The sequence below is a fragment of the Comamonas sp. A23 genome (assembly GCF_004522605.1).
GTDB classification, from domain to species: domain Bacteria; phylum Pseudomonadota; class Gammaproteobacteria; order Burkholderiales; family Burkholderiaceae_C; genus Comamonas; species Comamonas thiooxydans.
On sequence record NZ_RSDT01000001.1, the window covers coordinates 961,988 to 973,754 of the forward strand.

At 51.1% G+C, this 11,767-nt stretch carries 9 protein-coding genes and 1 pseudogene; 2 read left to right on the top strand and 8 right to left on the bottom strand.

The window, feature by feature from the left end:
- Nucleotides 1-268: 268 nt before the first annotated feature.
- The 7 genes and pseudogenes from EIC84_RS26285 to EIC84_RS04430 form a co-directional block, all read right to left on the bottom strand.
- Nucleotides 269-334: a hypothetical protein gene (locus tag EIC84_RS26285; RefSeq protein WP_224651146.1), complete on the bottom strand. Its 66-nt coding sequence runs from the start codon at nt 332-334 to the stop codon at nt 269-271.
- Between the two features lie 32 nt (nt 335-366).
- Nucleotides 367-660, bottom strand: a pseudogene (locus tag EIC84_RS26290) (IS3 family transposase); the annotation flags it as partial.
- Nucleotides 661-802: 142 nt separating this feature from the next.
- On the bottom strand, nt 803-2,386 hold the full coding sequence (locus EIC84_RS04410) for a phosphoethanolamine transferase (protein WP_232096770.1): 1,584 nt from the start codon (nt 2,384-2,386) through the stop codon (nt 803-805).
- Between the two features lie 251 nt (nt 2,387-2,637).
- Entirely contained in the window at nt 2,638-2,985 is a 348-nt protein-coding gene (locus EIC84_RS04415) for a DUF4148 domain-containing protein (RefSeq protein WP_003079124.1), read from the bottom strand.
- Between the two features lie 200 nt (nt 2,986-3,185).
- Nucleotides 3,186-6,359, bottom strand: coding sequence for an efflux RND transporter permease subunit (locus tag EIC84_RS04420; protein ID WP_003055034.1), 3,174 nt, complete (start codon nt 6,357-6,359; stop codon nt 3,186-3,188).
- A gap of 13 nt (nt 6,360-6,372) precedes the next feature.
- On the bottom strand, nt 6,373-7,722 hold the full coding sequence (locus EIC84_RS04425) for an efflux RND transporter periplasmic adaptor subunit (RefSeq protein WP_034349613.1): 1,350 nt from the start codon (nt 7,720-7,722) through the stop codon (nt 6,373-6,375).
- 22 nt (nt 7,723-7,744) lie between these two features.
- A complete protein-coding gene (locus EIC84_RS04430; RefSeq protein WP_012838505.1) occupies nt 7,745-9,022 on the bottom strand; it encodes a TolC family protein in 1,278 nt (425 codons plus the stop codon).
- Nucleotides 9,023-9,197: 175 nt separating this feature from the next.
- Here EIC84_RS04430 and EIC84_RS04435 point away from each other — a divergent pair, with 175 nt between their 5' ends.
- Both EIC84_RS04435 and EIC84_RS04440 read left to right on the top strand, forming a co-directional pair.
- Nucleotides 9,198-9,890 carry a heavy metal response regulator transcription factor gene (locus EIC84_RS04435; RefSeq protein ID WP_003062499.1) on the top strand — a complete coding sequence of 231 codons (693 nt, stop codon included), beginning with the start codon at nt 9,198-9,200 and terminating at the stop codon, nt 9,888-9,890.
- Nucleotides 9,887-11,281 carry a heavy metal sensor histidine kinase gene (locus EIC84_RS04440; protein ID WP_003062497.1) on the top strand — a complete coding sequence of 465 codons (1,395 nt, stop codon included), beginning with the start codon at nt 9,887-9,889 and terminating at the stop codon, nt 11,279-11,281. The genes EIC84_RS04435 and EIC84_RS04440 overlap by 4 nt, the downstream gene beginning before the upstream one ends.
- 203 nt (nt 11,282-11,484) lie before the next feature.
- Here EIC84_RS04440 and EIC84_RS26295 read toward each other — a convergent pair.
- On the bottom strand, nt 11,485-11,767 hold a 283-nt coding region (locus EIC84_RS26295; protein ID WP_240701969.1), incomplete at its 5' end, for an IS3 family transposase.

An 11,767-nucleotide genomic window follows, 5' to 3' on the forward strand; every position in this document is an offset into this window, starting at 1 on the left:
ACATGATCCATAGGGGAGTTTCAAACAGCAATAGCCTGAAGCACACACCTGTGCTGCCACTAATGGATGCCTGCTTTAGGCCAATCTTCGGCTGTTGGCAGAAAGTAAACGAAAGCCCACGATGACTTGCGAGTTTGGAGCTCTGCTAGTACGGTCTGCTGCCTAAACGAATGTCTTGAACAAAGAGCCTGCCGTGGACGGCAGGCTCTTTTCTATCAGCGACTTGGTTTCAGCTCCGTCACCATGCCTTGCCATTGATCACCTCTGCTTAGGACTTCACCTTATCTCCAACCTTTAGCATCTTCTTTTCGGATGCCGCGAAGCCCATGGTCATGGTCGGCTTAGCCTGGTTCGGAATATCGCCGTGACGCAAGACGACAAGGTTCCTCGACCCGTGTAACCTAAAACCCTTATCGTGGCAGCAATACAGTGATAGTGGACGAGGTAATGAGCAACCGCTGCCTGTCTTTGCTGCAGCGAATATTTCGGTGCTCTTGGCGCTTGGCTTACTGACAAATCCTGATACTTCAGGAAGTGCTGATACCAGCCTTTCAATGCGTTCTTGATTGGGTATCCCAACTGGCGAATTGTGGCCCTGATACGCAAGCCAAGCTTGAAGTAACGTTCAACTGCACGAATCCTGTCTTCGTATGAGAATATGAACTAAATCCTGGTAGTCCTAGCATTTGTTCGCATCCCCCTTCGGGCTACGCCCCTGTTTGCCACTGATAGCGACAAACCATGCTATGCCTTTATCCAACCAGATAGTCAGAAACCCATTTGCTCAACATCGCTTCAAAAATCAATACTTCCTGCATTTTTTAAAAATATCAAGATCAGGATTGTAGATCTCAGACTTTACATTCATCATTCCCAAAACCGAATGGAAATAATTATCATGACTTATCTTGGCATCAACGTCTAATAGAGCAGCACATCCATTTTCGTCGAATTTCTCGCGCTTAAATGATTCAGAGAACCAAGCGATCCAAGGAATCCGTTTCTGAGCATCGGGTGCCAAACTATAAGGTAGGCCATGGAGGTATATATTATTTTCTCCTAAAGACTCGCCATGATCTGAGACATACATCATTGCAGTTGGTCGATCTGGATATGTTTCCTTAATCCAATCAATTGCATTCGAAATGAAATAATCAGTCTCTCTTATGCTATTGTCATATGCATTAACTACTTGGTCTCGACTGCAGGTTTGCAGAGCTGAAGAGTCACACTCTGGGAAGTAGGCTTTTCTATCTGATGAAGAGCGCTTGTAATAGGCTGGACCATGGCTTCCCATTTGGTGAACTAGAATAACGGTTCCTTTAGCTTTGCCAGGTTTTGGCAAGTCTTCAATTTTCTTTTGGAGATTGTTCAACACTGCTGCATCAAAACAGCCATCATCTCTGCAATTGATATTACCTTCGATAATCTCTTGATTACTAGCAGGTATTCTCGCACATACCCCCTTACACCCTGATTGATTGTCAACCCAAAGGACATCCAATCCTGCCCTTTTTAGAACATCTAATAAATTTTCGTAATTTTCGCTTCGATCAAAAAATTCCTCTCTTGATAAATGAGAAAACATGCACGGCAATGACTCTGCGGTGCTCGTTCCACAAGCCCAGGCATTTTTAAATGACAAAATGTCTTTTCGACTTGATAGCAAAGGTGTGGTATCTCTTAAATAGCCATTCAACCCCAAATGATCTGAACGAGCGGTTTCTCCGACTACAAGAAATACTATAGGGTCTATAGTCCCTTCAATGTATGCTCCTTCTCCTATTTTTACCAAATCTTTAGATTTCCTCTTCTGGGAATCGTCAATTTTCTTGAAAACCGCATATAGTCCGTTGTATGGATTAATCAAATAGCGAATCTCCTTATGGTTCCTCATGGTTGAGGAGAACGCCTGAAAAGAAACAATTAGGCTTACCACTGCTATTGAAATCCCCAGGAGAGCAAGCATCAAACGTTGCAATATCAGTTTGCCAAAAGTAGATTTTGAGAAATTTCTGCGCCATATAAACCACAATGGAGGCAACGACAGCAGCAAGATCACGAAAATCATCTGCAAGTTAATCAGATCCGAGGCTTCATTGAAGTCTGTTTGAAGCACATTAGTTATCATATTGGAATCAATAACAATCCCGTATGCTTGCATGAAATAGGCACCTGAAGCCGCACCGACTACAAAGATGCTGGCAATTGGCCTTAAAAGCCACCCCCATCCCAAAACAGAAATCGAAAAAATATTCACACCAATCAATATAAAAACAAAAGATATTATTAAACTTATATTCGATTCTTCACCTAGTTTAGATATCTTCAGCCAAAGATAATAATTAGAAAAAATAGCAATCCATATACTAACTCCAATGATCATGCGTGTTGATTGCATGCCACTAGAGCGCAGGAATTCACTTATTTTATTTAAAGTCTTCATTTTACGAAAAGAATTTAATCAAGAACTATTCAGCTTCTCAATGAAACTATTTTTGAATTTATATAAACCCACAATCCTAGAGATAAAATCTGATCTGCACGATGACATTCCGATTACATTTTTGTCATTTTTTGAGCGAAAAAAAACGTGGATCGTGTTACCACGAATCCACGCCAAGAAAATATTACTGATTACCCAGCTATAGCTTGGTTACGAGCATCTCGCTGCGAAGGGGTTTCTTTAATCAGTTCGTCGATAACTTGCTGACGTGTCTTTTCGGGCTCCGTACCTTTCGCCTCAGCTGGGTAGTTTCCGCTGCGCAGTCGATTGTCCCCGCCCTCTCGTACGGCATTCGCTGCTTCTTCACGAACTTGGTCACGGGTTCGAGAGCTCTTGAAATGCTCGGGGTATACTTTTACACCAGCCTCATTATTTGTGGGGTGCCAGTACGTATCTGCGACTGCGACGCCAGGCATTGCCATAACGGTTGCCATTGCGGCTGCGGCGGTGAGAGATGCAAAAATTTTACGGTGAGCCATTTAATACTCCTTAAGTGAATTGATTTTCTTCTCCATCTAAGAAAGTCGTCTATTCAGAGAAGATGGCTTAAGTGTAGAAAATACCCACCGACAGATTGCCAACAGGAATGTGACAATGTTGTCATATTAAGTATTGTTACAAGAAAAAAGCCATGGCCTTAGAGGCCATGGCTTTTATGAGGTGAATTGAACTACTTGTATCAGGCTGGCTTTTCCTCAGTAGACGCCAACACCTGCTCATCCTCCGTCTCGGAGAGATCCTTGCGGTGTATCAAGCTATAAAGCAATGGCAACACGAGAAGGGTCAGCAAAGTCGACGACAAGATCCCGCCGATCACCACTGTGGCCAAGGGGCGCTGAACTTCCGCGCCTGTGCCCGTTGCGATGGCCATCGGAACAAAGCCTAGCGATGCAACCAACGCGGTCATCAGAACTGGCCGCAGTCGGGTCAAAGCACCTTCAGTGACTGCTTCATATAGGCGCTTTCCTTCTTCGCGCAGCGATCGGATGTAGGCAATCATCACCAAGCCATTGAGCACTGCCACGCCTGACAGCGCGATAAACCCGATCGCTGCCGAGATGGATAAAGGAATACCGCGCATCCAGAGCGCCAAGATGCCACCTGTCAGCGCAAACGGAATGCCCGTGAACACGATGAGACCATCACGAACATTGCCGAACATTGCAAACAGCAAGACAAAGACCATCAGCAATGCTGCCGGCACAACAATCGTCAAGCGTTTTCTAGCCGACTCGAGGTTCTCGAAGGTTCCGCCCCATCGGGTCCAGTAGCCGGCAGGCAGTTGCAGCGATTCGAGGCGTTGTTGTGCTTCTGTGACGAAAGATCCAATATCACGTCCGCGCACGTTGGCACTCACCACGATGCGGCGCTTACCATCCTCTCGGCTCACCTGGTTAGGGCCTGGTGCGATATCAAAACTAGCCACGGCCGAAAGCGGAACAAAACCAAGTCGGCCATCCGTACCGCGTGGAAGCGCGATAGGTAGGCGTCCTATCGCTTCCATGTCATTGCGCACTTCGTCCGGCAAGCGAACCTGAATGTCGAATCGCTTGTCGCCTTCGAAAACTGTGCCGGCTTCACGACCGCCCAGTGCCGTACTGATGGTGTCTTGCACGTCACCCATGTTCAAACCATAGCGCGAGGCCTTCTCACGGTCGATTTTCACGGTGAGCATTGGCAAGCCTGTGGTCTGTTCGACCTTGACTTCAGAGGCTCCAGAAATTTGCTGCAACATGCCTGCGACGGCTTGTGCGTTCTTCTCCAGCACAGTCATGTCGTCGCCAAAAATCTTTACAGCGACATCACTACGCACACCCGATATCAACTCATTGAAGCGCAGTTGAATAGGTTGAGAGAACTCGAAATTGTTGCCTGGAACTCGATCTGCGGCTGCCTGAATTGCTGCCAGCAAATCGTCTCGTGTACGTGCCGGATCCGGCCATTCGGACTGCGGCTTAAGCATGATGTAGCCGTCCGAGATGTTCGGAGGCATCGGGTCAGAGGCAATCTCCGCGGTACCTGTACGAGCAAATACCCTGTCGATCTCAGGAAACTCTTTCTTCAAGGTTTTCTCGATCTGCATTTGCATCTCAAGGGACTGGGTCAGGCTGGTTCCTGGAATCCGCAGAGCCTGAATGGCGAAGTCGCCCTCGTTGAGGTTTGGTGCAAATTCACTACCAAGACGCGTTGCCAGCAGCAGGCTTAGCACCACCGCCACACCAGCTGCAGTCAGAACAACTGCAGGAGCTCTCATGACGCGATGAAGGGCTGGTGCATAAACGCGACGTGCCCAAACCATGAGGCGATTTTCCTTCTCCGCAACCTTGTTGCCCATGAAAAGAGCAATCGCCGCAGGAATGAAGGTAATGGACAGCAGCATTGCGCCAGCAAGCGCGATCACCACAGTCAGCGCCATGGGATGGAACATCTTGCCCTCTACACCTGTGAGCGCAAAGATTGGCAAATAGACCACCATGATGATCAATTGTCCAAACAACAATGGCCGACGCGCTTCCTTGGCTGCAGCAAATACTTCGTGGAAGCGTTCACTGCGCGTCAAAGAGCGTCCGCGTGCTTCTTGCGCGTGGGCAAGACGACGCACGCAGTTCTCCACAATGACCACCGCGCCATCAATGATGATGCCGAAGTCAAGAGCGCCCAGACTCATCAGGTTGGCACTGACTTTGTATTGCACCATGCCAGTGAAGGTGAACAGCATGGACAACGGAATGATCAGCGCTGTAATCAGGGCCGCGCGGAGGTTGCCTAGGAAAAGGAAGAGGATGACAACAACTAAAGCCGCACCTTCCACCAAATTCTTCTTGACCGTTGCGATGGCTTTATCGACGAGGTTTGTGCGATCGTAGACCGTGATCGCTTTCACGCCTTCAGGAAGACTGCGGTTAATCTGCTCCATACGTGCAGCCACAGCCTGCGAGACCACACGGCTGTTCTCCCCGATCAGCATGAAGACCGTGCCAAGCACGACCTCTCGGCCGTTATCCGTGGCAGCTCCAGTGCGAAGCTCACGACCCAAGCCAACCTCTGCCAAATCACGAATACGTATGGGCTGGCCTTGAGCCGAACCCACGATCACTTCTCGAATGTCAGCAATGCCAGAGACTTGACCTGGGGCACGGATCAAATACTGTTCACCTTGACGCTCAATGTATCCAGCTCCCACATTGGTATTGTTGCGTTCCAACGCAGCAACCAGGTCAGCAAGAGTGAAACCATAGGACGCCAGCTGTTCTGGGCGTGGCGAAACCAGATACTCTTTCGCGAACCCGCCAATAGAGTTGATTTCAGTGACACCAGGCACATTACGCAGTTGCGGTTTGATCACCCAGTCCTGTATCTCGCGCAGATCCATAGGTGTGTAAGGCGTTCCATCTGCCTTCTTTGCACCGTCCTCGGCCTCAACGGTCCAAAGATAGATCTCACCCAAACCTGTAGAGATAGGTCCCAGCGTGGGAGTGACACCAGCGGGAAGATTGTCACGGGCCTGTTGGATGCGTTCGTTGACTAACTGGCGAGCAAAGTAGATGTCAGTGCCATCTTTAAACACTACTGTCACTTGCGACAGGCCGTAGCGCGACAGCGAGCGAGTCTGTTCCAGATTGGGCAGGCCGGCCATCACCGTTTCAATTGGGTAAGTGACTCGCTGCTCAGTCTCAAGCGGTGAGTAGCCGCTGGCCTGCGTATTGATCTGTACCTGAACATTGGTAATGTCAGGTACAGCATCAATAGCGAGGCGTTGATAGTTGTATACGCCAAGAGCCGCTAGGGCCAGAACGGCAACCATGACCAGCCAGCGCTGCTCAATGGCAAATCGGATAATTCGTTCGAACATTTGCAGCCCTTGCTTAGTGTGCGTGCTCGGCTGTAGCCTTGCCCAGTTCGGCCTTAAGCATGAAGCTGCCTTCAGTCACATAGGACTGGCCGGACTTCAGCCCTTCAAGAATTTCTGTTGTCTGGGGATCTGAGCGACCAACGCGTACAGGTTGAGCTCGGAAACCCCCCTTGACGGGCACAAACACAACACTGTTTTGGCCGTCCAGACGCTGGATAGCACTGGAAGCTACCGCCACTGGCACTTGTTGCGAAGAGGCCGTCAACTCCACATTAACGAATAGACCTGGGCGCCACGCACCTTCAGGATTCTCTAGAGTGATTCGAGCAGGAGCGGTACGTGTTTCCTGGCCAATCAGAGCACCCACGTAAGCAACCACCCCAGTCGCAGACGACGAGAATGCTGTCGCTTTGACAGTTGCTTTTTCCCCTACCTTCACGGCGGGCAAGTCAGATGCTGCAACCCTCATTTCAGCCCAAACGGAGCGCAAGTCTGAGATTGTGAAAACTTGGGTAGTGTCCTGAACAGCTTCACCGACGGCGAGATGCTTCTCGACGATCACTCCGTCAAAAGGAGCCCTTAATTCAAATCGGTTTAGTGCACCGCCACCGCCTCCGGCGCCGTTGGCTGCCAATTTCTGTTGAGCATTTGAAACGGCAATTTCTGCCTCGCGCAGTGTCTGCCGAGCCTGCAAGTAATCCTGTTCAGCCGATACCTTCTCCTCCCACAGCTTTTGCTCTCTGGCATAGCTTGTACGCGCCAGTGCTAAGCGTTGGCTAGCGGCTTGAAGTTCACTTCGTTGCTCAGAAACAGCCGCACTGCTCAACACAGCCAGCAACTGCCCCTTCTTTACAACCTGCCCGAGATTGGCGGGTACCGAGTCGACGACGCCAGGGACTCGAGGGACAACGTGAGCCGTTTTGTCTTCGTTGAAGCGTATTTCCCCCGGAAGTTGCAGTACTGAGCGAACAGTTGCAGCGCCGACCTCTGCGGTTCGAATGCCTGCAGCCTGCATACGCTGCGAATCCATTTGGATTAGACCTTCATCGTCATCATGAGCACCTTCGGCGCTTTTCTTCTCTGCAGACTTGGCTCCGTCCTTTTGCTCTTTTTCATCATGGTGCTCACCATCTGCGTGTCCTTTTTCATCTTTGTGATCACCGCTTTGCTTCTCGCCGTGATGTTCTGTGTCTGCGTGGCTAGCGGCTTCTGAGTGCCCCTGACCTCCGGCACCTTTAGCACTGCTGCTGTCTGGACCACTGCGAAGAATTAGTGCAGCAGAAAGAGCGCCAACTACTAGGATTGCAGCAATTGCAATCTGAGTACGCCGAGTCCCAAATGGAGATGGTTTTGTATCGTTCATGTTGATGATCTGTGCAAAAAACTTACTCGTCTGTTGTGCCCAACAAGCGTTCGATATCGGCCGAAGCACGATGTGTGGCCATTAACTGGTCCAGGTATTGACTACGTACATCAAACAAAGAGCGTTGCGCGTCAAGTACGTCCAGATAGCCGAATTTCCCTAGCGCAAATCCTTTGCTTGCCGCCTCATAGGCGACTTGTGCAGTCGGCAGCACGCGTTCAGACAGTTGGATAGCTTGTTTACGACTTGCCTCTAGCGTCTCTCGCGCCGCATAAAGTTGAGACTGAAGTTCCAACCGGGTAGCTAGCAAGCGCTCTTCAGCTTGGTCAGCCAGGCGGAGGGCTTGCAACTGATTTCCTCGATTGGTATCGAGCACAGGCAAAGGAATGGAGACGCCGACTACGAGTTGATTGCCGGTCTCTTGAGCGCGCTTCATACCTAGACTCACCGTTGGGTCAGGAATTCGCTTTGCGCGCTCCAGATCTGCGGTCGCCCGGCTCTGTTCAACAGTGAAGCGAGCTTGCTGAATGGAAGGCGACTGCTCCAAGCGGCTTTGAAGAACCCCAATTTCCGGAACAGTAGGCAACGCGTCAAGTTTGCCTTGCGCATCACCAAATACAGGGCCTCCCTCTCCTATAAGGGCCTGTAATTGTTGACGAGCCACTCGTTTTGCGGCCTGAGCTTGGGCTTGCTCCAGCTCTGCACTGGACTCAGCGACACTGGCCCGGTTGGCCTCTAGGGGCGCTGCCTTGCCCGCTGCTACACGCTTCGATGCAGCCTCACGCGCGCTTCGAGCGATGTCAAGAGTTTGTCCTGCGAGGACTTCACGCTGCTGTGCGACTAACAACCCGAAGAATGCGAGTCGGACATCTGCGACAAGATTAGCTTTGGCGGCATCCAGCTCCGCCTCAGCCACATCTCGGCCACGTGCTGCAGCACGCATGCGCGCATCGCGCTTGCCACCGATTTCCAGCATTTGGGTCCATTGAACCGTCGTGGTACGTTTATCTCTGCTCGTATCTTCTTGTGAATACGAGAGCGCAGGGTTAGGCCTCGCCTTACTTTGCAGAACGGCTCCATCGCTTGCCTCAAGACCGCGCTGGGCAGCTCGTAAACGAGGGTGTTGGTCGATAGCGCGTGCTACTGCAGTGTCCAGAGTCAGTGGTGCCAGAGACGCCTTATTGGCAGGATTGTCCTGCGCTATGCCTGCCACGCCAGTTAAAGCCAAACTGGTGGACAACAACGCATGACGCAACGCACTAGCTGCTCGGCCAGCACGATGAGACGACGAAGAAATCATTGTTAAAACTCCTACCCGTGCAATCCAAAGTCAGCCGGGCGATACATTGCCCAGGTGAGGAATAGAAAGCGGGTGGGCGCTGCCACTATAATAAAGTGCTCCCCTCACCATCCTGACAGCCGGATGACAAATTTGTCATTTTCAAAATGCGTGCGCCTATCTCAGAATAGTCAGCATGAAAATCCTGGTTGTAGAAGATGAGATCAAGCTCGCCGATTACCTAAACAAGGGTCTGGCGGAAGAGGGCTTCACTGTGGATGTAGCCCACAACGGTATTGACGGTCTGCACCTGGCCAGTGAAATGGACTATGACCTGATCGTGCTTGACGGCATGCTTCCGGGCATCGATGGCCTAGCCGTGCTAGCTGCGCTGAGGCAAACGAAACAAACACCTGTACTGATGTTGACTGCCCGTGGCCAGGTTGAGGATCGCGTCAAGGGACTGCAGTGTGGCGCCGATGACTATCTCGTTAAGCCATTTGCATTTTCTGAACTGGTCGCACGCCTGCATGTTCTATTACGGCGCAGTGGCCCCAGCGTTGCCCAAGCCGCCCCCGAAGCGACGACTCTGCGCTTAGCTGACTTAGAGTTAGACCTAATTCGTCGTAGGGCCACGCGGGCGGGCCAGAGAATCGAGCTCACGGCCAAAGAGTTCAATTTGCTTAGCCTTCTATTACGCCGCCAAGGGGAAGTGTTAACACGAACAGAGTTGGCATCTCAGGTTTGGGATATGAATTTCGACAGTGAGACCAACGTGGTAGAGGTCGCTATCCGACGCCTGCGGCTAAAGCTTGATCAGCCTTTTGAGCAACATCTCCTCCACACCGTCCGTGGCATGGGCTATGTGCTCGAATCTCGCACAACATGAGCAAGACCGCTGCACCACATTTAGCTCGACGTTTAGCCCGCGCCTTAGCACTGCAAACCATTGTTGGCCTCGGTTTTGTATGCATTGCTGTCTATTTCGTGATCTCCGTCACGCTGTCGGAACGTCAGCAAGACACCTTAGATCACAAGAAAACAGCAATCGAGCACCTGTTAAGCGAGAGCCGAGGGGTTCACTCCCCGGAGGCCTTGAACCACATGCTTAACGACTTCGTCACGGGGCATGACGAACTGTCTTTACGCCTGGTGCCAACCTCCGGTAAAAGCGCATTTGAACTTTTGCGCCAACCTGAAGATGACGACCGGGTTGCAGTTCGCAAATTTTCAGTGGAAGTTCCGACAGTTAACGACGGCCTGCAGCCAATGCAAGCGGTCCTGTTGCTAGACCGTAGACCAGATGACCGACTGCTTAATCGTCTGGCCTGGACCCTGGGCATTGCCGCCGTGGCGGGTGCATTGCTGGTCTCATTTGCGAGCACATGGCTTGTTCGCATAGGACTCAAGCCTTTACGCCTACTGGTGGATCAAACGCGAAGCCTTTCTGCGCAAGACTTGCATCGCCGTTTAGATGATAGCCATCAACCTCAAGAATTAAGACCATTGATCGCACAGTTCAATGCATTGCTTGACCGACTGGCCATCGCCTATCAACAAATGGAGGCGTTCAATGCTGACGTGGCACACGAACTAAACACACCGTTGACCACCTTGATCAGTAGTTGCGAGTTGGCGCTTCGTAAACCGCGTAGTGCTGTTGAACTACAGGACATCTTGGCCTCCAACCTAGAGGATCTACAGCGCATGGCCGGAATCGTGGCTGACATGCTGTTTCTGTCACACGCAGACCGCGGTACTGAAGCGCGGCGATCCGCCAAAGTGAGTCTTGCAGAGCTTGCCTCAGAAGTGGCCGAGTTCCATGAGGCAGTGCTTCAAGAAGCGCACCTTCAAGTTCTAATCGATGGAGATGCAAGTGTTGCTGTGGATGCGCGTTTGGTTCGCCGTGCACTATCCAATCTTTTAGGCAACGCTTCACGCTATGCAGAAGCCGGATCAACGATCACTATCGAGATCTCCCAAAGCGTAGTGGAGACACCCGATGGCAAACGTGACAACGTTAGCATTGCGGTGATCAACCGAGGAGCGGAGATCGATCCCATCCATCTGCCACGCCTGTTTGATCGGTTCTATCGTGCTGATGCGTCCCGCGCACATGCAAATCTCAATCACGGCTTAGGACTGGCCATCGTTGCGGCTATAGCGCGGATGCACGGCGGTACCGCTTTCGCGACATCCTCAAGCGGGATCACCAAAATTGGGATTTCATTACCTGCCTCACCTAAGACAACGCCACACATCTTTGAATCTCAGTCGTGAGATTCCAACTTGGATCGACCTGAGTTTCATAGCTAGTTCAGAGCCTCCTCGTTCCATCAGGAGTCCTTATGAGCTGCCAACGTTACCTCGAAGAACTCGAGAATGAAGCAGCCAGGCAAATCCTGGAGCACGACTGTTGATTTCCACCCAGAAGTGACCCACTAGCCTCCGGCGGGGATGCGGATAAAAACTTGGACTGGTTTTTATGCGGCTAGGCCAAGTTTGTGCCGGTATTCCACAGGACTTAAACGTCCCAGAGATACCTTGATACGTTTTTCGTTGTACCAACGAATGTACGCATCGACAGCTTCGATGAACTGCTCAATCGTCGTTGATTGCCAGTTGCCGGGATAGAACAACGTATCCGTCCGGTGACCCCATATTGAAAGCGCCGTGAGAAGCGGGCATCGTGTCCACGCTTGGAGGATCGTGGAGACGATGGAACAGTTTTCAAACGATGGCCGGCCACGCCGGCGGGAGTACAGC

What these genes read in the sequence shown, in the direction of transcription:
- EIC84_RS04410 (WP_232096770.1), bottom strand. Translation starts at nt 2,386, where the DNA reads ATGATCATTGGAGTTAGTATATGGATTGCTATTTTTTCTAATTATTAT.
- EIC84_RS04415 (WP_003079124.1), bottom strand. Translation starts at nt 2,985, where the DNA reads ATGGCTCACCGTAAAATTTTTGCATCTCTCACCGCCGCAGCCGCAATG.
- EIC84_RS04420 (WP_003055034.1), bottom strand. Translation starts at nt 6,359, where the DNA reads ATGTTCGAACGAATTATCCGATTTGCCATTGAGCAGCGCTGGCTGGTC.
- EIC84_RS04425 (WP_034349613.1), bottom strand. Translation starts at nt 7,722, where the DNA reads ATGAACGATACAAAACCATCTCCATTTGGGACTCGGCGTACTCAGATT.
- EIC84_RS04430 (WP_012838505.1), bottom strand. Translation starts at nt 9,022, where the DNA reads ATGATTTCTTCGTCGTCTCATCGTGCTGGCCGAGCAGCTAGTGCGTTG.
- EIC84_RS04435 (WP_003062499.1), top strand. Translation starts at nt 9,198, where the DNA reads ATGAAAATCCTGGTTGTAGAAGATGAGATCAAGCTCGCCGATTACCTA.
- EIC84_RS04440 (WP_003062497.1), top strand. Translation starts at nt 9,887, where the DNA reads ATGAGCAAGACCGCTGCACCACATTTAGCTCGACGTTTAGCCCGCGCC.